This window comes from Pseudomonas sp. Irchel 3H3 (assembly GCF_900187635.1).
Taxonomy (GTDB): Bacteria; Pseudomonadota; Gammaproteobacteria; order Pseudomonadales; family Pseudomonadaceae; genus Aquipseudomonas.
On sequence record NZ_FYEC01000001.1, the window covers coordinates 74,130 to 96,871 of the forward strand.

The 22,742-nt window shown below is 61.4% G+C and carries 20 protein-coding genes; 15 read left to right on the forward strand and 5 right to left on the reverse strand.

The features are described from left to right. Positions 1 to 69: 69 nt before the first annotated feature. Positions 70 to 1,047 carry a dipeptidase gene (locus CKW24_RS00330; RefSeq protein ID WP_095164365.1) on the reverse strand — a complete coding sequence of 326 codons (978 nt, stop codon included), beginning with the start codon at positions 1,045 to 1,047 and terminating at the stop codon, positions 70 to 72. A 234-nt stretch (positions 1,048 to 1,281) separates the two neighbouring features. On the opposite strand from CKW24_RS00330, the gene CKW24_RS00335 reads away from it, so the two are divergent. Continuing rightward, positions 1,282 to 1,680 carry a lysozyme inhibitor LprI family protein gene (locus CKW24_RS00335; protein WP_095164367.1) on the forward strand — a complete coding sequence of 133 codons (399 nt, stop codon included), beginning with the start codon at positions 1,282 to 1,284 and terminating at the stop codon, positions 1,678 to 1,680. Positions 1,681 to 1,722: 42 nt separating this feature from the next. Next, on the forward strand, positions 1,723 to 2,139 hold the full coding sequence (locus CKW24_RS00340) for a DUF3010 family protein (RefSeq protein ID WP_095164369.1): 417 nt from the start codon (positions 1,723 to 1,725) through the stop codon (positions 2,137 to 2,139). Positions 2,140 to 2,160: 21 nt separating this feature from the next. Here the strand turns inward: CKW24_RS00340 and CKW24_RS00345 are convergent, their stop codons facing one another. After that, complete coding sequence (locus CKW24_RS00345; protein WP_095164371.1) at positions 2,161 to 3,105, reverse strand: GlxA family transcriptional regulator; 945 nt, start codon at positions 3,103 to 3,105, stop codon at positions 2,161 to 2,163. A 194-nt stretch (positions 3,106 to 3,299) separates the two neighbouring features. Here CKW24_RS00345 and choX point away from each other — a divergent pair, with 194 nt between their 5' ends. The 6 genes from choX (at position 3,300) to CKW24_RS00375 (ending at position 8,685) form a co-directional block, all read left to right on the forward strand. Next, positions 3,300 to 4,244: a choline ABC transporter substrate-binding protein gene (choX, locus tag CKW24_RS00350; protein ID WP_095164372.1), complete on the forward strand. Its 945-nt coding sequence runs from the start codon at positions 3,300 to 3,302 to the stop codon at positions 4,242 to 4,244. An 88-nt stretch (positions 4,245 to 4,332) separates the two neighbouring features. Then, on the forward strand, positions 4,333 to 5,220 hold the full coding sequence (locus tag CKW24_RS00355; RefSeq protein WP_095164374.1) for a 3-keto-5-aminohexanoate cleavage protein: 888 nt from the start codon (positions 4,333 to 4,335) through the stop codon (positions 5,218 to 5,220). A gap of 90 nt (positions 5,221 to 5,310) precedes the next feature. Further along, the gene (locus CKW24_RS00360; protein ID WP_095164376.1) at positions 5,311 to 6,276 is read left to right on the forward strand and encodes an L-carnitine dehydrogenase; all 966 of its coding nucleotides are present in this window, start codon (positions 5,311 to 5,313) and stop codon (positions 6,274 to 6,276) included. A 138-nt stretch (positions 6,277 to 6,414) separates the two neighbouring features. Further along, complete coding sequence (locus tag CKW24_RS00365) at positions 6,415 to 6,891, forward strand: thioesterase family protein (RefSeq protein ID WP_095164378.1); 477 nt, start codon at positions 6,415 to 6,417, stop codon at positions 6,889 to 6,891. A gap of 21 nt (positions 6,892 to 6,912) precedes the next feature. Beyond that, complete coding sequence (locus tag CKW24_RS00370) at positions 6,913 to 8,076, forward strand: gamma-butyrobetaine dioxygenase (RefSeq protein WP_095164380.1); 1,164 nt, start codon at positions 6,913 to 6,915, stop codon at positions 8,074 to 8,076. Positions 8,077 to 8,421: 345 nt separating this feature from the next. Further along, entirely contained in the window at positions 8,422 to 8,685 is a 264-nt protein-coding gene (locus CKW24_RS00375; RefSeq protein ID WP_095164382.1) for a hypothetical protein, read from the forward strand. Positions 8,686 to 8,797: 112 nt separating this feature from the next. Here the strand turns inward: CKW24_RS00375 and CKW24_RS00380 are convergent, their stop codons facing one another. Then, positions 8,798 to 9,901, reverse strand: a complete 1,104-nt coding sequence (locus tag CKW24_RS00380; protein WP_095164384.1) for a GlxA family transcriptional regulator — start codon at positions 9,899 to 9,901, stop codon at positions 8,798 to 8,800. A 491-nt stretch (positions 9,902 to 10,392) separates the two neighbouring features. Beyond that, on the reverse strand, positions 10,393 to 11,769 hold the full coding sequence (locus tag CKW24_RS00385; RefSeq protein WP_095164386.1) for an L-serine ammonia-lyase: 1,377 nt from the start codon (positions 11,767 to 11,769) through the stop codon (positions 10,393 to 10,395). A 435-nt stretch (positions 11,770 to 12,204) separates the two neighbouring features. On the opposite strand from CKW24_RS00385, the gene CKW24_RS00390 reads away from it, so the two are divergent. The 3 genes from CKW24_RS00390 to choV all read left to right on the forward strand — a co-directional run bounded on the left by CKW24_RS00390 (position 12,205) and on the right by choV (position 15,241). Next, positions 12,205 to 13,152, forward strand: coding sequence for a choline ABC transporter substrate-binding protein (locus CKW24_RS00390; RefSeq protein ID WP_095164388.1), 948 nt, complete (start codon positions 12,205 to 12,207; stop codon positions 13,150 to 13,152). A gap of 65 nt (positions 13,153 to 13,217) precedes the next feature. After that, on the forward strand, positions 13,218 to 14,066 hold the full coding sequence (choW, locus tag CKW24_RS00395; RefSeq protein WP_095164390.1) for a choline ABC transporter permease subunit: 849 nt from the start codon (positions 13,218 to 13,220) through the stop codon (positions 14,064 to 14,066). Next, positions 14,063 to 15,241, forward strand: a complete 1,179-nt coding sequence (gene choV / locus CKW24_RS00400) for a choline ABC transporter ATP-binding protein (RefSeq protein WP_095164392.1) — start codon at positions 14,063 to 14,065, stop codon at positions 15,239 to 15,241. The genes choW and choV overlap by 4 nt, the downstream gene beginning before the upstream one ends. Before the next feature lie 201 nt (positions 15,242 to 15,442). Here choV and CKW24_RS00405 read toward each other — a convergent pair whose 3' ends face one another. Then, a complete protein-coding gene (locus CKW24_RS00405; RefSeq protein WP_237235030.1) occupies positions 15,443 to 17,383 on the reverse strand; it encodes a BCCT family transporter in 1,941 nt (646 codons plus the stop codon). A gap of 378 nt (positions 17,384 to 17,761) precedes the next feature. Between CKW24_RS00405 and betI the strand changes: the two genes are divergently transcribed. The 4 genes from betI (at position 17,762) to CKW24_RS00425 (ending at position 22,696) form a co-directional block, all read left to right on the forward strand. Next, positions 17,762 to 18,355: a transcriptional regulator BetI gene (betI, locus tag CKW24_RS00410; RefSeq protein WP_095164396.1), complete on the forward strand. Its 594-nt coding sequence runs from the start codon at positions 17,762 to 17,764 to the stop codon at positions 18,353 to 18,355. Between the two features lie 110 nt (positions 18,356 to 18,465). Next, the gene (gene betB / locus CKW24_RS00415) at positions 18,466 to 19,938 is read left to right on the forward strand and encodes a betaine-aldehyde dehydrogenase (RefSeq protein WP_095164398.1); all 1,473 of its coding nucleotides are present in this window, start codon (positions 18,466 to 18,468) and stop codon (positions 19,936 to 19,938) included. Positions 19,939 to 20,066: 128 nt separating this feature from the next. Next, a complete protein-coding gene (betA, locus tag CKW24_RS00420) occupies positions 20,067 to 21,770 on the forward strand; it encodes a choline dehydrogenase (RefSeq protein WP_095164400.1) in 1,704 nt (567 codons plus the stop codon). Positions 21,771 to 22,000: 230 nt separating this feature from the next. Continuing rightward, positions 22,001 to 22,696, forward strand: coding sequence for an RraA family protein (locus CKW24_RS00425; protein WP_095147478.1), 696 nt, complete (start codon positions 22,001 to 22,003; stop codon positions 22,694 to 22,696). The last annotated feature ends 46 nt before the right edge of the window (positions 22,697 to 22,742 follow it).

Here is a 22,742-nt window from a genome sequence, read left to right on the forward strand (position 1 = left end):
GGACGTACGGCGAGCTTGGCGCGAGGACCTGACGCAGCTATCGGCGAGCGGAGTAGGCTCCAGAGTTATTCACTCGCCCCAGACGTCTTTGAGAATGTTCACCCAGTTCTCGCCCATGATCTTGCGAACCACGCGCTCAGGATGGCCGCGCTTGAGCAGGGTCTCGGTAAGGTTCGGGAACTCGCCCACGGTGCGGATACCCAGCGGATTGATGATCTTGCCGAAGCTGGTCAGGCGGCGGGCGTAGCCCTTGTCGTGGGTCAGGTATTCGAAGAAATCCTGGCCATGGCCCTGGGTGAAGTCGGTACCGATACCGATGGCGTCTTCGCCGACGATATTCATGGTGTATTCGATGGCTTCGGCGTAGTCCTCGATGGTCGAATCGATGCCCTTGGCCAGGAACGGCGCGAACATGGTCACGCCGACAAAACCGCCGTGGTCGGCAATGAACTTGAGCTCTTCATCGGACTTGTTGCGCGGGTGCTCCTTGAGGCCCGACGGCAGGCAGTGGGAGTAGCAGACCGGCTTTTTCGATTCGAGGATGACTTCTTCCGAGGTCTTGGAGCCAACGTGGGAGAGGTCGCACATCACGCCGACGCGGTTCATCTCGGCGACGATTTCCCGGCCGAAACCCGACAGGCCGCCGTCACGCTCGTAGCAGCCGGTGCCGACCAGATTCTGGGTGTTGTAGCACATCTGCACGATGCCAACGCCAAGCTGCTTGAACACCTCGACATAGCCGATCTGGTCTTCGAAGGCATGGGCATTCTGGAAGCCGAAGAGGATCCCGGTCTTGCCCAGCTCCTTGGCCTTGCGGATGTCGGCGGTGGTGCGCACCGGCATCACCAGGTCAGCGTTCTCGCGGATCAGTTTCTGGCTGGCGGCGATGTTGTTGATGGTCGCCTGGAACCCTTCCCACACCGACACGGTGCAGTTGGCCGCAGTCAGGCCACCCTTGCGCATGTCTTCAAACAGCTCACGGTTCCACTTGGCAATGATCAGCCCGTCGATAACGATGCTGTCGGCGTGCAGTTCGGCTGGGCTCATCAGGCTGTCCCCTTATTGGTGATTCATGCGCCGAATCGTCTGCCGGCGCTTTGGGTCAGCATATGCCTCGGTGCCTGGGCAGCCGGGTGCAAAAACGACAGGGGGTTTGCCGAAAGCGTCAATCCACGACAAAGGGTTACATCGCCGTCGGTTTGCCCGTCTGTTCTTTACCCCGCGCTTGGGCCAGAATCCGCCGCATCACTGGATGCTTCACGGAATTGGGACGACAGCTCAATGAAATCGATCTTCTTCGCATTGGCACTGATCGCGACCGGGGTACAGGCAGCTGAAGACGCTGACAACACCCCTTGCGATGCGGTCGAAAACGACGTCCAGACCCTGGAATGCTCGGCGTACAACAAGACCACCGCCGAACAACTGCTCAAGGACAACTACCAGGGTTTGCTGGAGCGGTTCAGGGCCGAATACGCGAACAACAAGAGCCAACTGGCAGACATCACCAGCAAACTGCAGGTCGCCGAACAGCTCTGGGTCAAATCCAGGGACGCCGATTGCACAATCGCGCCATTCCCTGCCGCCGTGGGCAGCAAGGCCTACCTCATCGACCAGAACGACTGCCTGGCGAACAAGAGTGACGAGCGCTCGGAGTTCCTCGAATCACTGGCGCAGTGACTAAGCCACACCCCTCAACGACTATTGAAAAAGGCGACCTTCATGAAACTCTGCGGCATCGAAATCAAAGGCAGCGAAGCGATCATCGCCCTCGCCTCCCTCGACGGCCAGGCGCTCAGCCACGTCGCCCTTGCCACCAAGAAAATCGCCCTGGACGATGACGACGACGCCGCCAACGTCAAGCTTTTCGCCGCACAAGTGGCTTCGTTCGTCCGCGAGAACTCGATCGACCGCATCGCGATCAAGAAGCGCAGCAAGAAAGGCGAATTCGCCGGCGGCCCGACCACCTTCAAGATCGAAGGCATATTCCAACTGCTCGACAGCTGCGAAGTGACCCTGCTGTCACCGCAGACCATCAATGCGCAATCCAAGAAACACGACTTCGCCCTGCCGGCCACCCTCAACAAATATCAGCATGAGGCCTACAAGACGGCATGTTCGGCGTTGTTGAAGAAGTAAAGCCCCGCACTGCCCCCTCGATCATGCCTTGGCGGTACGTCGATCCTCGCGCGGGCACCGCGCAAAGCGTGTCCGATAACTGCGGGTAAAGTACGACGGCGATTCAAAGCCGCAGGCGATGCTCACCTCCAACACGCTCATGTCAGTCTGGCGCAGCAGTTGCCGGGCTTTTTCCAGGCGCAGGCCCAGGTAGAAATTGCTCGGCGTATCGTTGAGATGCAGGCGGAACAGGCGCTCCAGCTGACGGCGGGTGACTTTGATCGATTCCGCCAGCTCCAGGGTGCTCAGGGGCGGCTCGCTGTGCTGCTCCATTTCGCCAATCACCTGCACCAGCTTCTTGTTGCTGATGCCGTAGCGCGTGGCGATCTGCATGCGCTGGTGGTCCTTGCGCGGGCGAATGCGCCCCAGCACGAACTGCTCGCTGACCTCGATCGCCAGCTCTGGACCGTGGGCCTGGGCGATCAAGTCCAGCATCAAATCGATGGACGCGGTGCCGCCGGCCGAGGTGATGCGGCGACGGTCGATTTCGAACAGTTCCTGGGTCACGCTCAGCTGTGGATAAGTCTCCTTGAACGCCTCGATGGCTTCCCAGTGCAGGGTCACCCGATGGCCGTCCAGCAGACCCGCTTGGGCCAGGACAACACTGCCGGTATCGATCCCGCCGAGGGTGACGCCCTCGTGATCGAGACGGTGTAGCCAGTGCTCCAGTGCCGGGTCGACGAACTTCAGCGGTTCGAAGCCGGCGACCACCAATAACGTCGCGCCCCTCTTCAATGGCTCCAGCGCCGCGTCGGCGTTGAGTGACATGCCGTTGCTGGCCAACACCGGCCCACCGTCGACGCTGAGCACGTGCCAGCGATATAACTCGCCGCGAAAACGATTGGCGACCCGCAGCGGCTCGATCGCCGAGATAAATCCAATCGCCGAGAAACCCGGCATCAACAAGAAGTAGAAATCCTGGGACATGGGGCGCACTCGGTTGACGGGTAGCGTGGGGACGTTGATACGCCACTTGCCACAGGCATTCAAGAGCACAGGTCGCTGCAGTGCAAGAGCTGGTCGCCGTGGTGCGCTTTCATCGGCCTTGAGCTGCGTAACTTGGCATCACCGGCGCACAAAGACGACCGGACCCACAATAACGAACTGCCGAGGAACCTGAGATGAAACGACTGATCAGCAGCTGTGTTCTTGCACTCAGTGGTAGCGCATTGCTGAGCGCCAGCGCCATGGCCGCCGACCCCGCTGCATGCCAGAACGTGCGCATGGGCGTGGTCAACTGGACCGACGTGATCGCTACCAGCGCCATGACCCAGGTCCTGCTCGACGGCCTCGGCTACAAGACCAAACAGACCAGCGCCTCGCAACAGATCATCTTCGCCGGCATCCGCGACCAGCGCCTGGATCTGTTCCTCGGCTACTGGAACCCGCTGATGACCCAGACCATCACCCCGTTCGTCGAGGCCAAGCAGGTCACAGTCCTGGCTGAGCCCAGCCTCAAGGACGCCCGCGCGACCCTGGCGGTGCCGACTTACCTGGCCGACAAGGGTCTGAAAAGCTTCGCCGACATCGCCAGGTTCGAAAAAGAGCTGGGTGGCAAGATTTATGGCATCGAGCCCGGTTCGGGTGCCAACACCCAGATCAAGGCGATGATTGCCAAGAACCAGTTCGGCCTGGGCAAATTCCAACTGGTCGAGTCCAGCGAGGCCGGCATGCTCGCGGCGGTGGATCGTGCCGTACGGCGCAAGGAAGCCGTGGTGTTCTTCGGCTGGGCGCCGCACCCGATGAACGTCAACGTACAGATGACTTACCTGACCGGCAGCCAGGACGCCCTGGGTCCGAACGAAGGCTCGGCCACCGTCTGGACCGTGACCGCCCCCAATTACGCCAGCCAGTGCCCGAACGTCAGCCGCTTGCTCAGCAACCTGACGTTCACCGCCGCAGATGAGAGCCGAATGATGCAACCGTTACTCGACCACAAGGACGCGTTCGAGTCGGCCAGACAGTGGCTCAAAGATCACCCGCAAGACCAGCAACGCTGGCTGGAAGGCGTGACCACTTTCGACGGCAAGCCGGCGGCCGAGAACCTGCAACTGACCAGCAAGTAAACCCCGACTCAATCACCGTTTCGCAGCCGAGCGTGGCTGCGAACGGGCTCCCTATGCCCCACAAAACCGGCCTGAAGGAAACTGCCCCATGAACCACGACGTCATCATCACCTGCGCACTGACCGGTGCTGGCGACACGACCGCCAAGAGCCCCCACGTGCCGGTCACTCCAAAACAGATTGCCGCCGCCGCGGTGGAAGCCGCCAAGGCTGGGGCCACGGTGGTCCACTGCCATGTGCGCGACCCGCAGACCGGCAAGTTCAGCCGTGACGTGGCGCTGTACCGCGAGTTGATGGAGCGCATTCGCGAAGCGGATGTCGACATCATCGTCAACCTCACCGCCGGCATGGGTGGCGACCTGGAAATCGGCGCCGGCGAGAACCCGATGGAATTCGGCCCCAACACCGACCTGGTCGGTCCGCTGACCCGCCTGGCTCACGTAGAAGCCCTGCTGCCGGAAATCTGCACCCTGGATTGCGGCACCCTCAACTTCGGTGACGGCGACACCATCTACGTCTCCACGCCGGCGCAACTGCGGGCCGGGGCTAAACGGATCCAGGAGCTGGGGGTCAAGGCCGAGTTGGAAATCTTCGACACCGGCCATCTGTGGTTCGCCAAGCAGCTGATCAAGGAAGGCTTGCTCGACGATCCGCTGTTCCAGCTGTGCCTGGGCATTCCGTGGGGCGCGCCGGCCGACACCACCACCATGAAAGCCATGGTCGACAACCTGCCGGCCAATGCCGTGTGGGCCGGCTTTGGCATCGGTCGCATGCAGATGCCGATGGCCGCCCAGGCGGTGCTGCTGGGCGGCAACGTGCGGGTCGGGCTGGAAGACAACATCTGGCTGGACAAAGGCGTGCTAGCGACCAACGGCCAACTGGTCGAGCGCGCCGGCGAAATCCTCAGCCGCCTCGGCGCCCGCGTCCTGACCCCGGCCGAAGGGCGGATGAAGATGGGCCTGAGCAAACGCGGTTAACCCGAACCTACACCTAACCCTGTGGGAGCAAGCGGAGCGCCGCCCGGCTCGCTCCCACAGGGGATCACCGAATTCTTTCAGGAAATCGCCATGAGCTTTATCACCGAAATCAAAACCTTCGCCGCGTTAGGCAGTGGTGTCATCGGCAGCGGCTGGGTGTCCCGCGCCCTCGCCCATGGCCTGGATGTAGTGGCCTGGGACCCAGCTCCCGGGGCCGAGGCGGCGCTGCGCAAGCGTGTCGCCAACGCTTGGGGCGCCCTGGAAAAACAAGGCCTGGCACCCGGTGCCTCACAGGATCGGCTGCGTTTTGTCGACACCATCGAGGCCTGCGTGAAGGACGCCGACTTCATCCAGGAAAGCGCCCCGGAACGCCTTGAACTGAAACTTGAACTGCACAGCAAAATCAGCGCCGCGGCCAAGCCCGATGCACTGATCGGTTCCAGCACCTCGGGCCTGTTGCCCAGCGAGTTCTACGAGGGCTCGACCCACCCGGAACGCTGCGTGGTCGGCCACCCGTTCAACCCGGTGTACCTGTTGCCGCTGGTGGAAGTGGTCGGCGGCAAGCACACCGCGCCCGAGGCGGTACAGGCGGCCATGCAGGTCTATGAGTCCCTGGGCATGCGCCCCTTGCACGTGCGCAAGGAAGTGCCGGGATTCATCGCCGACCGCTTGCTCGAGGCCTTGTGGCGCGAGGCGTTGCACCTGGTCAACGATGGCGTGGCCACCACCGGTGAGATCGACGACGCGATCCGCTTTGGCGCAGGCCTGCGCTGGTCGTTCATGGGTACTTTCCTCACCTACACCCTGGCCGGTGGCGATGCCGGGATGCGCCACTTCATGGCGCAGTTCGGTCCGGCCCTGCAACTGCCGTGGACCTACCTGCCCGCACCGCAGTTGACCGAAAAACTGATAGATGATGTGGTGGACGGCACCCGCGAACAGCTGGGCAACCACAGCATTGCGGCGCTGGAGCGCTATCGTGATGACTGCCTGTTGGCCGTACTGGACGCGGTGAAAAATACCAAGCAAAAGCACGGGATGAGCTTCAGCGACTAATGTATCGGCTGTTCTGGCGCTTTCGCGGGCAAGCCCGCTCCCACAGGTTTTCACTGCCCATGTGGGAGCGGGTCGGGCGGCGTTCCGCTTGCCCGCGAAAGCGCCAGTCCCGTCACCACCCCTATCGGAACCTGAAGCATGCCCACCCTCACCACCTACCAAACCACCATCATCCCTGACTGGGTCGACTACAACGGCCATCTGCGCGATGCCTTTTACCTGCTGATCTTCAGCTATGCCACCGACGCGCTGATGGACCAGTTGGGCATGGACAGCAACAACCGCGAGGCCACCGGTAACTCGCTGTTCACCCTCGAACTGCACCTCAATTACCTGCACGAAGTGAAGCTCGGCAGCGACGTCGAAGTGCGCACGCAGATCATCGGCCACGACCGCAAACGCCTGCACCTCTATCACAGCTTGCACCTGGCGGGAGAGGCACAGGAACTGGCGGGCAACGAGCAGATGCTGCTCCACGTCGACCTTGCCGGCCCGCGTTCGGCGCCGTTCAGCGAGCAGGTGACGAACAAGCTGCTGGCCATGACCGCGCTGCAATCAGACCTGCCCACTCCCGCCTATATCGGCCGGGTGATCGCCCTGCCGCCAGAAAAATAATCACAATAAAAAGGAGCGCCCATGAACACCGCCGCCCCCATTGCCGACTTTCGCCGTTACCCAATGATCAGCGCGTTGACCGCCGTGCAAACCCTGGCGGATCGCGTTTCAGTGCAGTGGGCTGATGGCCGGACGAGCCCCTTCCACCATCCCTGGCTACGGGATAATTGCCCCTGCGCCGAATGCGTCTACAGCGTGACCCGCGAGCAGGTACTGGAGATCGTCGACGTCCCTGAAAACCTGCTCCCCCGCAGCACCCGGGTGGACAGCGATGGCTGCCTGCACATCGACTGGCAGGACGGCCATGTCAGCCGCTTCGACCCCGGCTGGTTGCGCGCCCACGCCTATGACGATGTTTCCCGCGCCGAGCGCCGCGCCGCAAAACCGCAAAGCCAACTGTGGGACAACCAGTTGCAGCTGCCGGTGTTCGAGTACCAGGCGCTGATGGAAGACTCCCAGGCTCTGCTGCAATGGCTGCTGGCACTGCGCGATATCGGCCTGAGCCAGGTGCGTGGCGTGCCCACCGAGCCGGGCTCACTGACATCGATCGCCAAGCGGATTTCATTCATTCGCGAGAGCAATTTTGGCGTGCTGTTCAACGTGCAATCACGCGCCGACGCCGACAGCAACGCCTACACCGCCTTCAACCTGCCGCTGCATAGCGACCTGCCGACACGGGAGTTGCAACCGGGGCTGCAATTTCTGCACTGCCTGGTCAACGAAGCGCAGGGGGGCGAGAGTATTTTTGTCGATGGTTTTGCCATCGCCCACGCTTTGCGCCAGGAGGACCCCGAGGCTTTTCGTGCGCTGTGTGAAATCCCGGTGGAGTTTCGCAACAAGGACCGCCACAGCGACTACCGCTGCCAGGCACCGATCATTGCCCTCGATGCATTCGGACAAGTGGCGGAGATCCGCATGGCGAATTTCCTGCGCGGACCGTTCGATGCTTCGGTCGAACAGATGCCCGACCTCTATCGGGCCTATCGGCGTTTTATCGCCATGACCCGCGAGCCCCGCTTCCGTCTGGTCCAGCGTCTGCAGCCCGGCGAACTCTGGTGCTTCGACAACCGCCGCACCCTGCACGCCCGCAACGCCTTCGACCCCACCAGCGGGGCCCGGCACTTCCAGGGTTGTTATGTGGATCGCGATGAATTGTTGTCACGGATTCTGGTGTTGCAGCGCTAGCATTGATCGCGAGCAAGCTCGTTTTGCAGGCCCTTGTGGGAGCGAGCTTGCTCGCGATGAGGCCAGCCCAAAGACTTCATACCCCCGGATTCACCGGCAAAAAAAGCCCCGATCCAGCCGTGACTGGATCGGGGCCCAAGGTACTGTTGAGGAGCCGATGCGCGAGGGTGACCAAACCTTCGTGTAGCGAGCTGGGATCAGTGTGCCCAGTCCCGGACAGGGTGAGTTAGCCGAAAACGACCTGTTCATAGGTATAGCGGCCATAACGACAATTCGCCCTTGCCCACACCCCAAGCCCCCACCAGAATCGAATCACGACACCGTTCCCTGAAGAAGGATTGCGTCATGATGCACGCCGATTTGATAGACCAGGAAGACCTGCTGGGCCAACTGAAGTCATTGGGGTTTCAAGTACCGAGCGGCTCCACCGCCGAGCAGGCGTGCGAATGTGCGGTGCGTGGGCTGGATAACGCACGGGCAAATGAATTGCGCAGGATGGTCAAGGATATGTACACCAGCAGCGCAACGATCTTGCCCTGTGTGCGTCAAGCGATCGATCAGCAGCTGTTGCCAGCATTGGCGGATTACCAGAAAAACCATAGCGCCTGACAGATCCAATCGCCAGCAGGCTGGCTCCCACAGGTTTTGTGTCTGACCACACTCTGGTGATCGACAACAACCCTGTAGGAGCCAGCCTGCTGGCGATGAACGACGACTCGGTCTACAGCCTTACACTGGCAAACGTCGACTCATTACGCGCCTGGCTCAACGCCGACATCGGCCCGGACAACGGCGCCAGCACCAGTGCCTGCGGAATCGGCATCATCGCCACTTGCTGGGAGTTGTTGGAGCCAACACGTTCGTCACGCGGTGGAATGCCGAAGTATTCGCGGTAGCACTTGGAGAAGTGCGGCGTGGAGACAAAACCGCAGACCGAAGCCACCTCGATGATCGACATCGGCGTTTGCTTGAGCAACTGCCGGGCGCGGATCAGGCGCAGCTTGAGGTAATAGCGTGACGGTGAGCAGTGCAGGTATTTCTGGAACAGCCGCTCCAGTTGCCGACGCGACACAGCGACGTAGACCGCCAGTTCATCGAGGTCGATCGGCTCTTCCAGGTTGGCTTCCATCAGCGCGACGATTTCCTGCAGTTTCGGCTGGTTGGTGCCCAACATGTGCTTGAGTGGCACGCGCTGGTGATCCTGTTCGTTACGAATGCGCTCGTAGACAAACATTTCCGAAATCGCCGCCGACAGTTCGCGGCCGTGATCGCGGCTGATCAGGTGCAGCATCATGTCCAGCGGCGCGGTGCCGCCAGAGCTGGTGAAGCGGTTGCGGTCGAGGGTGAACAAGCGGGTGCTCATGGCCACTCGCGGGAAGGCTTCCTGCATCGCGGCCAGGCATTCCCAGTGCACGCTGCAATCAAAACCGTCCAGCAACCCTGCGCAGGCCAGCGCCCAGCTGCCGGTGCACACGGCGCCGAGACGGCGCGATTGACGGGCCTGGCTTTGCAGCCATGACACGTGTTCGCGGGTCACCGTACGCTGGATGCCGATACCGCCACAGACGATGATGGTGTCCAGTGGCGGCGCTTTGTGCATGGAGGCGTCGGGGGTGATCTGCAGGCCGTCACTGGCCCAGACCTGGCCGCCGTCGACGGTGAGGGTCGTCCAGCGATACAGCTCGCGACCGGACAACTGGTTGGCCATGCGCAGGGGTTCGACTGCGGAGGCCAGAGAAATCAGCGTGAAATTGTCCAGCAGCAAAAAGCCGATGGATTGAGGCGCACGGTTCTGGGGTTGAGCCCCGGAGTTGAACGACGTCATCGCGGTATCTCCTCACACAAAGCGGGTGATGGCCTCAGGCGGAGGCTCTTGTTATGGCCATCGTTCTCGCGCGGGAGACGGGCTTTGTAATGACAGAGCAATTGCCATGCCTAAAGTTGAATGGCTATTCAATAACTCCTGAAAACGACGTCGCCGTGTGTCTATATATGTCTATAGAGCCCACTGGGCGAGTAAGGATTATCGGGCTGGCAAGTGCCGTGTCCCGCAGGCTGTGAGCAAATCGGTAGCACTTGTGGGAACAGGGCTACAGACATCGGTGAAGAGTGTCACCGCAGGCACGGCTGACAGACGGTCCACGCCGGTTTGGATCCCTTGGCGGAAGTCGTGGGCTTATCTGAGAGCGACGCGCCAAAAGGTGGCGCGTCGCGGTGTGGGTGTTCATTTAGTGCGCAGTTTTGACTGGTCTGGCGTTGTCGCGAGCAAGCTTGGCTGCTACAGGTTCGTGGGGCCGCGATCAAGGCGACTCGGTATCAGCACTCCACCGCACTCACCGCCAAGCCACCGCGCGAAGTCTCTTTGTATTTGTCATGCATGTCGGCTCCGGTGTCACGCATGGTGCGGATCACCCGATCCAGGGAAATGAAGTGCTGGCCATCGCCGCGCAAGGCCATCTGCGCCGCGTTGATCGCCTTCACCGCGGCAATTGCGTTGCGCTCGATGCAGGGCACTTGGACCAGGCCGCCGACTGGGTCGCACGTCAGCCCCAGGTTATGTTCCAGGCCGATTTCCGCCGCGTTGCACAATTGCTCCGGCGTGGCCCCGAGAATCTCCGCCAGCCCGGCCGCGGCCATGGCGCAGGCAGAACCGACCTCGCCCTGGCAGCCGACCTCGGCGCCGGAAATCGACGCGTTCTTCTTGCACAGGATGCCCACGGCCGCGGCACCGAGAAAGTAATCGACCACATTGGCGTCGGTCACTGCCTCGCTGAACTTCATGAAGTAATGCAGCACTGCCGGGATGATCCCCGCCGCGCCGTTGGTCGGCGCCGTGACCATGCGCCCACCGGCAGCATTTTCTTCGTTGACCGCCAGGGCAAACAGGTTGACCCACTCCATGGCGCTCAAGGTCGAGCCGATCACATTGGGCTTGCCCAGCTCTTGCAGGCTGCGATGCAACTTGGCGGCGCGCCGGCGCACGTTCAGGCCACCCGGCAGGATGCCTTCGTGTTTGAGGCCCTGCTCGACGCAATCCTGCATGGCGCGCCAGAGCTTCATCAGGCCGCTGCGGATTTCTTCTTCCGAACGCCAGACTTTCTCGTTCGCCATCATCAATTCGGCGACCCGCAGGTTGTGTTTCTGACACAGCGCAAGCAACTCCACCGCGCTGGAAAAGTCGTAGGGCAGCACGGTGCGATCCAGGTCCACCACGCCACTCGACGCCTGGGCCTCATCCACCACAAAACCGCCACCGACCGAATAGTAGGTATCGCGGTGCAGCTCGCCCGCCTCACCTTCGGCCACCAGCGACATGGCGTTGGGATGGAATGGCAGGTTTTCGTCGATCAGGCGCATATCCCGCGACCAGACGAAGGGCACCGGCAAGCGCCCATCGAGCAGCAAGGTCTGGGTTTCACGCAGGATCTCGATACGGATGCCGATTAACGACGGATCGATCGCATCCGGCCATTCCCCCATCAAGCCCATGATCACCGCATTGTCGCTGCCATGGCCGATACCCGTTGCCGACAACGAACCATACAACTGCACCTCAATGCGTCGTACCTGCTCCAGCAGGCACTTTTCCCGCAGCGACTCGACGAACAACGCGGCTGCGCGCATGGGGCCGACGGTGTGTGAGCTGGAGGGGCCGATGCCGATTTTGAACAGGTCGAAAACACTGATAGCCATGACGTACGGGACTCCTCGATGAGCGGATTCCAGGCGTCAAAGCGCCTGGCGACGGAGCTGCTACGCTCAAGCAGCAATCCGTTGACTGGCCGCATCATCAGGCTTTTGCGAGGTCGTTCGACGTCTCACACCGACGTAACCATGCCCACTAACGCCGCTGGCCGCAGACGACACATTACGGCGTATTTTTTGCGGTGCAGAGCGCTGAAAAGGTCCGAATAAAGCTGTAAACGACCTCGCTGACACTGGATGCGACCCTCCCTGTACTGGATACGACGCACCCTGTAGGCGTCAGATTTTCACTGGTACATGATCGGTTACGACTCGATTGCGAGGCGCCGGGGCAGAGCAGTCGCCAGGCGCCACCAACCGCAACACTTATAAGTGCGGTGTCCGGTCGGAACACCGCCAAAAAAAACACCAAGGAGTCCACCTATGAAAGGTTCCCCGTCGTTGTTGTTGGCCGCCATGCTGAGTCTGCCGGTGCTGGCTCAAGCCGCAGAACCGGCTCAATGCAGCACCGTAAACTTCTCCGATGTTGGCTGGACCGACATCACCGTGACGACCGCCACCACCAGCGTCATCCTCGACGCCCTTGGCTACAAGACCAAGACCACCATGATCTCCGTGCCCGTGACCTACAAGTCGCTGGCCGACGGCAAGAACATGGACATCTTCCTCGGCAACTGGATGCCGACCATGGAAAACGACATCAAGCCGTACCGCGAGGCCGGCACCGTGGAGACCGTGCGCGCCAACCTGGAAAACGCCAAGTACACCCTCGCGGTGCCAGAGGCGCTGTACGAAAAAGGTCTGAAGGATTTCGCCGACATCGCCAAGTTCAAGAAGGAGCTGGACGGCAAGATCTACGGGATCGAGCCGGGTAACGACGGCAATCGCATGATCCAGAGCATGATCGACAAGAACGCCTTCGGTCTCAAGGACGCTGGTTTCAAGGTCGTCGAATCCAGCGAAGCCGGCATGCTGTCCCAGGTTGAGCGCGCCTCGCGCCGCAACACCGACGTGGTGTTCCTGGGCTGGGAACCGCACCCGATGAACACCCGATTCAAGATGAAGTACCTGACCGGCGGGGACGAGTTCTTTGGTCCCAACTATGGCCAGGCCACCATCTACACCAACACTCGCAAGGGCTACAGCCAGGAGTGCAGCAACGTTGGCCAGTTGCTGAAGAACCTGTCGTTCACCCTGAACATGGAAAGTACCCTCATGGGTAACGTTCTGGACGACAAGATCAAACCGGACGCGGCTGCCAAAGCGTGGCTGAAGAACAACCCACAGGTCCTCGATACCTGGCTCGCTGGCGTCACCACCATTGACGGTAAACCAGGCCTGGAAGCCGTGAAAGCCAAACTCGGGCAGTAATCGCGACGCCGGGCGAGCGTGCTCGCCCGGGCTGTTTTTTTCCTTGCATGCGGACGTTCACTACCATGCTGATTGATCAGAAAATCCCTTTAGGCCAGTACATCGCTGCCTTCGTTGAATGGTTGACGCAAAACGGCGCCAATACCTTCGATGCGATTGCCACGACACTGGAAACGATGATCCACGGCGTGACGTTTGCGCTGACCTGGTTCAACCCGCTGGCATTGATCGGCCTGATCGCCTTGCTGGCGCACTTCATTCAACGCAAATGGGGCCTGACCGGCTTCGTCATCCTGTCGTTCCTGCTGATCCTCAACCTGGGTTACTGGCAGGAAACCATGGAAACCCTGGCCCAGGTGTTGTTCGCCACCCTGGTCTGCGTGCTCATAGGCGTGCCGTTGGGCATCGTCGCTGCGCATAAACCGATGTTCTACACCATGATGCGTCCGGTACTCGATCTGATGCAGACCGTACCGACGTTCGTGTACCTCATTCCTACCCTGACCCTGTTCGGTCTGGGTGTTGTCCCGGGGCTGATCTCCACGGTGGTGTTCGCGATTGCCGCGCCCATCCGCCTGACCTACCTGGGCATTCGTGATGTGCCACAAGAACTGATGGACGCCGGCAAGGCCTTCGGCTGCTCGCGCCGGCAGTTGCTCTCGCGAATAGAACTGCCCTATGCGATGCCGAGCATCGCGGCCGGTATCACCCAGTGCATCATGCTGTCGTTGTCGATGGTGGTGATTGCCGCGCTGGTGGGTGCCGATGGCCTGGGCAAACCCGTGGTCAACGCACTGAACACCGCCGATATCGCCCTGGGCTTTGAAGCCGGGCTGGCGATCGTTCTGCTGGCAATCATGCTCGACCGTATCTGCAAACAACCCGATGCCAAAGTAGTAGGGGGTGACGCATGAGCATAATCCGCTTCGATAACGTCGACGTTATCTTCGCCAAGGATCCACGCGAGGCCCTCAAGCTGCTGGACCAGGGCATGACCCGCAATGAAATCTTGAAAAAGACCGGCCAGATCGTTGGCGTGGAAAAGGCCAGCCTGGACGTCGAGAAAGGTGAAATCTGCGTGCTGATGGGCCTCTCCGGCTCCGGCAAATCGAGCCTGCTGCGTTGTATCAATGGCCTGAACACGGTGAGCCGCGGCAAGCTGTTCGTCGAGCACGAAGGCCGGCAGATCGATATCGCCTCGTGCACCCCGGCAGAGCTGAAAATGATGCGCACCAAGCGCATCGCCATGGTGTTCCAGAAGTTCGCCCTGATGCCCTGGCTGACCGTGCGCGAGAACATCAGCTTTGGCCTGGAAATGCAGGGTCGTCCCGAAAAGGAACGGCGCAAGCTGGTAGACGAGAAACTGGAACTGGTGGGCCTGACGCAATGGCGCAACAAGAAACCCGATGAACTGTCCGGCGGCATGCAGCAACGTGTCGGCCTGGCTCGCGCCCTGGCGATGGACGCCGACATCCTGCTGATGGACGAACCCTTCTCGGCCCTCGACCCACTGATCCGCCAGGGGCTGCAGGACGAACTGCTGGAACTGCAACGCAAGCTGAGCAAGACCATCGTGTTCGTCAGCCACGACCTCGATGAGGCGCTGAAACTGGGCAGCCGCATCGCAATCATGAAAGACGGCCGGATCATCCAGTACAGCAAGCCCGAAGAGATTGTGCTGAACCCGGCCGACGACTATGTGCGCACCTTCGTCGCCCACACCAACCCGCTCAACGTGCTCTGCGGTCGCAGCCTGATGCGCACCCTGGACAACTGCAAACGCATCAACGGTTCGGTGTGCCTGGACCCGGGCGGCGATTCGTGGCTGGACCTGGCCGAAGGCAACACCATCAAGGGCGCCCGTCAGAACGGTGCAAGCCTGGACCTGCAGAATTGGGTTCCGGGGCAAGCGGTAGAAGGCCTGGGCCGACGGCCGACCCTGGTGGACTCCAGCATCGGCATGCGTGACGCGCTGCAGATTCGTTACCAGACCGGCAACAAGCTGGTGCTGCACGACAATAACCATGTGGTGGGGATTCTCGGCGACAGCGAGCTGTACCACGCGCTGCTTGGCAAGAACCTGGGATAGACCAGACAGCAGACACAAAAACGCCGCGAGAGGATCGCGGCGTTTTTGTTTATAGGGAAATCTGGGTATGCAGGTTGACGCTAGTGGCGCCATCGCGGGCAAGCCCGCTCCCACAAGGACGGTGTTCATCCTGTGGGAGCGGGCTTGCCCGCGATGAATACGGCGCAGTGCTTAAAATGAAACACCGCGCCTTATCGAAACTTAGCTATAGACACGGCCAAGGAGCTGCCGATGGCTTTCAAACTGATCGAGCACGTCACGGGTGATCTGATCCTGGGTGAAGCCCATCAAGTCGTACTCCTGGCTGCCGTTGTGCAGGTACACCTCGGCGCGGTAGTAACGGGTGCGGGTTTCGTCCGGGCTCGGCGATTCACTTGGCGCCGCCAGGTAACCGTCCAGGCTGACTTCGTAGACAAACGGGTTGCCCTCTTCCATCTCGATCCGCAGGCCCATGCAGCGCTTGGCTTTGCCCAGCAGCGTTTGCACGTCCAGCCCTTGCGTGCGCAACTGCACCGCCGCGTCTTCCAGCGCCGGGCTCACGTGTTTGTCCATGAAACGTTGCACGATCGCCTGGGTCGGTTGCAGTTCCAGTGCCGTCAGCCGCTCACTGAAACCACGACGACCACGCGCCGCCAGCTCGGCCTGTTCCTGTTCGATCTGCACGTCCTGGCGCATGGCCTTGTGCAAGCCGAACATGAAGCACACCAGCACCACCGAGAACGGCAGCCCGGCCAGCACCACCATGGTTTGCATGGCTTCGAAGTTACCGGCGAACAACAGGCCGATGGTCACCAGGGTGATCACGACCGACCAGAAGATCCGCAGCCAGTGCGGCGCATCTTCATCGACGTTGCCGCCCTTGCAGGACAGGTTCGCCATCATCACCGCGCCGGAGTCGGCCGGGGTCAGGAACAGCACGAAGCCGACAAAGATCGACACCCCGATCACCACTTTCGATGCCGGGTAATGCTCGAGCAGCTGATAGATCGCCATCGACGGCTGCTCGAGTGCCGTCTTGCCCAGCTCCACCGCCCCCTGGTTCATCACCAGGTCCAGGGCCGAGTTGCCGAAGATCGACAGCCACGCCAAGGTGAAACCCAGCGGAATCAGGAGCACACCGGCGACCAGTTCACGCACGGTCCGGCCACGGGAAATACGCGCGATGAACATGCCGACGAAAGGTGCCCAGGAAATCCACCAGGCCCAGTAGAACAGGGTCCACAGGCCCAGCCAGCGCTCGGACTTGGCGGTGTCGGCTTCGTACACATACAGGTCGAACGTCTTCAGCACCACGCCGTTGAGGTAGTCACCGACGTTCTGCACAAAACCATTGAGCAGGTGCAGGGTCGGGCCGAACAACAGCACAAAGATCAGCAGTCCACTGAACAGCACGATGTTCAGGTTGGACAGGCGACGAATGCCGTTTTCCACACCCGACACGGCCGCGATGGTCGCCACGGTGCTCATCACGATGATCACGATCAGCAGGTTGGTATTGCTGTGCTCCATGCCGAACAGGTTCTCCAGCCCCGACGACACCTGCAGCGAGCCAATCCCCAGGTTGGTCACCAGGCCCAGCAGGGTCACGAACATGCCGAAGCCGTCCACCGCATGCCCGGCCGCACCCTTGACCCAGCGCTCGCCGACCAGCGGATAGAGCGCAGAACGCAGCGCCAGCGGCTGGTTGTGACGGTAGGCAAAGTACGCCACGGCCAGGCCGACCAGGGCATAGATCGCCCAGCCGTGCAGGCCCCAGTGCAGGAACGTCAACTGGACTGCCTGGCGCGCGGCCAACTGGCTGCCCGCCACGCCTTCCGGCGGGTTGAAGTAGTGATCCAGAGGCTCGGATGCGCCGAAGTACAACAGCGAGATGCCGATACCGGACGAGAACAGCATCCCGGCCCAGGCGCCATAGCTGAAGTCCGGGGTATCGTCCTTGCTGCCCAGCTTGAGCTTGCCGTAGGAGGAAAACGCCAGGCCGACCACAAACACCAGGTAGGCGGCGATCACCACCATGTAGTACCAGCCAAAGCTGCGCGACAACCAGGCCTGGGCAATCCCCAGCATTCTCCCGGCTTCTTGCGGCGCGGCAATGAGAATGGCGGTCAACAGCAGGATCAACGCGGTAGAGGTGTAGAACACCCAACCGTTGACCGTCACCTTCTCGGGTGGGGTCTTTATCAGAGAGGCAGAACTCATTGCACAGATGCTCCAGGCAGTGCGGGAGAAGGACACAAGGCAAAGCAGCACCCGACTAATCGGTTAGTGGGCAGCCGACCGACGGGTGATATAAAGACACCCCGAAAAAAGCCCGAAGCCCGCAAGCGCCAGAGCGCGTGGGTTTCGAGCATTTTTGGATGCCGTTTTTCCGCCAACCGTACGTAGGAAAAACCTGTAGGTAGCGACGATTTGTCGCAGATCTTATTCTTTGTTGATTGAACGTTCAATCAAAACAAAATAGACTGGCCTTCAATCCGACAGACGTTTTGCGCCTGTCGGAAGGCCTAAGGAGATGTGCAGATGCCCAAGGTCGGTATGCAACCCATCCGCCGCCAGCAATTGATCGAAGCCACCTTGCTGGCCGTAGATCAGGTCGGTATGGGGGACGCCAGCATTGCGCTGATCGCCCGTTTGGCTGGTGTCTCGAATGGCATCATCAGTCACTACTTCAAGGACAAGAACGGCCTGATCGCCGCCACGGCGCAGTACCTGATGAGCGTCCTCAGCGAGAACGTCACTGCGCGCCGTCAGGCGCTGGAGGACAACAGCCCGCGGGCACACCTGCAGGTGATTATCGAAGGCAACTTCGACGCCAGCCAGGTCAATGGCCCGGCAATGAAAACCTGGCTGGCCTTCTGGGCCACCAGCATGCACCACCCGTCTTTGCACAGGTTGCAGCGGATCAACGATCACCGCTTGTATTCCAACCTGTGCTGCCAGTTCCGCCGAGTGTTGCCGCTTGAACAAGCGCGCAGTGCAGCCCGCGGCCTGGCAGCCCTGATTGACGGCCTGTGGTTGCGCGGCGCGCTGTCGGGAGATGCTTTCGACACCACGCAAGCGCACCAGATTGCGTACGAATACATGGATTTCCAACTGGCCAAGCAGGCGTGCTAGAGCACACATAAAACGCTCAGCCCCTGAACTGTCGCGGATCGGTGATGCCACATCAATAAGGCAGCACCGTTGCGACCAACGCCAACCACTTATGCACTTGCGAGGACTTTATGGCCCGTTTCGAACTGCAAAAACTCTACATCGACGGCGGCTACACCGACGCTGGCAGCGACGCCACCTTCGAAGCCATCAACCCGGCTAACGGTGAAGTTCTCGCCAACGTGCAACGTGCCACTTTCGACGACGTTGAACGCGCCGTTGTCAGCGCCGAAAAAGGCCAGAAGATCTGGGCCGCGATGACCGCCATGGAGCGTTCGCGCATCCTGCGCCGCGCCGTCGACATCCTGCGTGAGCGCAACGACGAACTGGCCGCCCTGGAAACCCTGGACACCGGCAAGTCGTACTCCGAAACCCGCTACGTCGACATCGTCACCGGTGCTGACGTGCTGGAATACTACGCCGGCCTGGTACCCGCCATCGAAGGCGAGCAGATCCCGCTGCGCACCACTTCGTTCGTCTACACCCGTCGCGAGCCGCTGGGCGTCGTGGCCGGCATCGGCGCGTGGAACTACCCGATCCAGATCGCCCTGTGGAAATCCGCCCCGGCCCTGGCAGCGGGTAACGCGATGATCTTCAAGCCGAGTGAAGTGACGTCCCTGACCACCCTGAAACTGGCCGAGATCTACACCGAAGCCGGCGTTCCAGATGGCGTGTTCAACGTCCTGACCGGCAGCGGCCGTGAAGTCGGCACCTGGCTGACCGAGCACCCGCGCATCGAGAAGATCTCCTTCACTGGCGGCACCGACACCGGCAAGAAAGTCATGGCCAGCGCTTCGAGCTCCTCGCTCAAGGACGTGACCATGGAACTGGGCGGCAAGTCCCCGCTGATCATCTTCGACGACGCCGACCTCGATCGCGCCGCCGACACCGCCATGATGGCCAACTTCTACAGCTCCGGTCAGGTCTGCACCAACGGCACCCGCGTATTCGTGCCGAGCCACCTCAAAGCCGCTTTTGAAGCCAAGATCGCCGAGCGTGTTGCGCGCATCCGTGTGGGCGACCCGCAAGACGAGAACACCAACTTCGGCCCGCTGGTCAGCTTCGCCCACATGGAAAGCGTGCTGGGCTACATCGCCAAGGGCAAGGAAGAAGGCGCCCGCGTACTGTGCGGCGGCAACCGCCTGACCGAAGGCGAATTCGCCAAGGGCGCGTTTGTGGCACCGACCGTGTTCACTGACTGCACCGACGAGATGACCATCGTGCGTGAAGAAATCTTCGGCCCGGTGATGAGCATCCTCACTTACGAAACCGAAGAAGAAGTGATCCGTCGTGCCAACGACACCGACTTCGGCCTGGCCGCCGGTATCGTCACCAAGGACCTGAACCGCGCCCACCGCGTGATTCATCAGCTCGAAGCCGGTATCTGCTGGATCAACGCCTGGGGCGAATCCGACGCCAAGATGCCGGTCGGTGGCTACAAGCAGTCGGGCGTGGGCCGTGAGAACGGCATCAGCTCGCTGAACAACTTCACACGCATCAAATCGGTACAGGTCGAACTGGGCGATTACGCCTCGGTGTTCTGATCAGCTACAAGCGGCAAGCTTCAAGCTGCAAGTAAAAGCAGTTTGTGTTTGCCGCCTCCCCTTCTATGCACCGCTCGCTGCTCTTTCTTGCAGCTTGAAGCTTGCAGCTTGCCGCCCCCGGAGGGCCTATGTCCCAAGAATACGACTACATCATTGTGGGTGCCGGCTCCGCCGGTAACACCCTGGCGACCCGTCTGACCGAAGACGAAGGCGTCACCGTCCTGCTGCTGGAAGCCGGCGGCCCGGACTATCGTTTTGACTTCCGCACACAAATGCCGGCAGCCCTGGCGTTCCCGCTGCAAGGCCGACGCTACAACTGGGCCTACGAAACCGATCCAGAGCCACACATGGACGGTCGCCGGATGGAATGCGGTCGCGGCAAGGGCCTGGGTGGCTCGTCCCTGATCAACGGCATGTGCTACATCCGTGGCAACGCCATGGACTACGACGGCTGGGCCAAGATCCCTGGCCTGGAAGACTGGACCTACCTGGACTGCCTGCCGTATTTCCGCAAGGCGGAAACCCGCGACATCGGCGCGAACGACTACCACGGTGGCGAAGGCCCGGTCAGCGTGACCACGCCTAAAGCCGGCAACAACCCGCTGTTCCACGCGATGGTTGAAGCAGGCGTACAGGCCGGTTACCCGCGCACTGAAGACCTCAACGGCTATCAGCAAGAAGGTTTCGGTCCGATGGACCGTACCGTCACGCCTAAAGGCCGTCGCGCCAGCACCGCTCGCGGCTACCTGGACACCGCCAAGAAGCGTTCGACCCTGAACATCGTCACCCACGCCCTGACCGACAAGATTCTGTTTGAAGGCAAGCGTGCGGTCGGCGTGCGTTACCTGGTCGGCAGCGCCGAAGAGCGGGTTGAAGCCCGTGCCCGCAAGGAAGTGCTGGTGTGCAGCGGCGCGATTGCGTCCCCGCAACTGCTGCAACGTTCCGGCGTCGGCCCGGCCCAGCTCCTGGAAAGCCTGGACATCCCAGTCGTTCACGACCTGCCGGGCGTGGGCGAGAACCTGCAGGATCACCTTGAGCTGTACCTGCAATACGCCTGCACCCAGCCGGTGTCCCTGTACCCCTCGCTGCTCTGGTACAACCAACCGGCCATCGGTGCCGAGTGGCTGTTCAACGGCACCGGGATCGGCGCCAGCAACCAGTTCGAAGCCGGCGGTTTCATCCGCACCCGTCCTGACTTCGAGTGGCCGAACATCCAGTACCACTTCCTGCCGGTGGCGATTAACTACAACGGCAGCAACGGGGTGAAAGAGCACGGTTTCCAGGCACACATGGGCTCCATGCGTTCACCAAGCCGCGGGCGGATCCAGGTCAAGTCCAAGGACCCGCGCCAGCACCCGAGCATCCTGTTCAACTATATGGCCAGCGAGCAGGACTGGCAGGAATTCCGTGACGGCATCCGCCTGACCCGGGAAATCATGCAACAACCGGCCCTGGACGCGTTCCGTGGTCGCGAGCTGAGCCCGGGAATCGAGGTGCAAACCGACGAGCAACTGGACACCTTCATCCGCGAACACGCCGAAACCGCGTTCCACCCGTCCTGCTCGTGCAAGATGGGCACCGACGAGATGGCAGTGGTCGATGGTGAAGGTCGCGTCCACGGGATGCAGGGCCTGCGCGTAGTCGATGCCTCGATCATGCCGCTGATCACCACCGGCAACCTGAACGCACCAACGATCATGATCGCCGAGAAAATCGCCGACAAGATCCGCGGTCGCCAGCCGTTGCCACGCAGCCAGGCCAAGTACTACGTCGCGGGAGAAGCCCCGGTACGTGGCAAGCCCCTGCGGGAAGTGAGCCGGACCGCGCAATAACCCGGCGCCTTCGGCGCATCGCGGGCAAGCCCGCTCCCACAGGAGAATGAGGTCTCTTGTGGGAGCGGGCTTGCCCGCGATGGCGTCCGACTAGACGCCACACCCCTCCCTCCCGCACCTATACCACCCTTGCCCCCACCCCCCGCGCCGGCCTACTCTAGGCACCGCGCAAACGTTTCACCCCCCGCCCCACCGACAAGCCGCCACCTGGCTGGCCACGAGGCTTACTCATGTTTGATGTCGTGTCTTCGAGCAAATGGCCCACCGGCTATCTGATCAATCCCAACGTAGAACCCCTCGATCCAAAATGGCTGACCGAGTTCAGCAAGATCCCCGCCGCCGCAGTCAGTGACTGCCTGGGACGCAACGTCGGAGGCCTGGGGCTCAAGGCCTTCCATGGCAATGCACCGATGCTCGGCAGTGCCCTGACTGTGCGCGTACGCCCCGGTGACAACCTGATGATCCTCAAGGCCATGCAGATGGCCCGTCCCGGTGACGTACTGGTGATCGACGGCAGCGCCGACCTGACCCGCGCCGTGTTCGGCGGCATCATGCGCGCCATGGCGCTCAAGGCCGGTATCGTCGGCGTGGTGATCAACGGCGCCCTGCGCGACCTCGACGAATGGCAGACCGGCGAGCTGCCGGCCTATGCCATCGGTGGCGTGCACCGGGGCCCGAGCACCGACGGTGGTGGCGAGATCAACGTACCGATCTCCTGCGCCGGCATGCTGGTAGCGCCTGGCGACCTGATGATCGGCGACGGTGACGGCGTCGTCGCCGCTGCCCGCGCCGAATTGCCGGAACTGTTGGTGCGTTGCCACGACCTGCTGGCCCGCGAACAGGCTACGCTTGCCGCTATCGAAGCCGGCACCCTGGACCCGGATCGTTTCGACGCCATCCTGCGCGCCAAGGGTTGCCCGGTCTGACGCTAAAAGCATCGCGAGCAAGCTCGCTCCCACAGGTTCGAGGTTG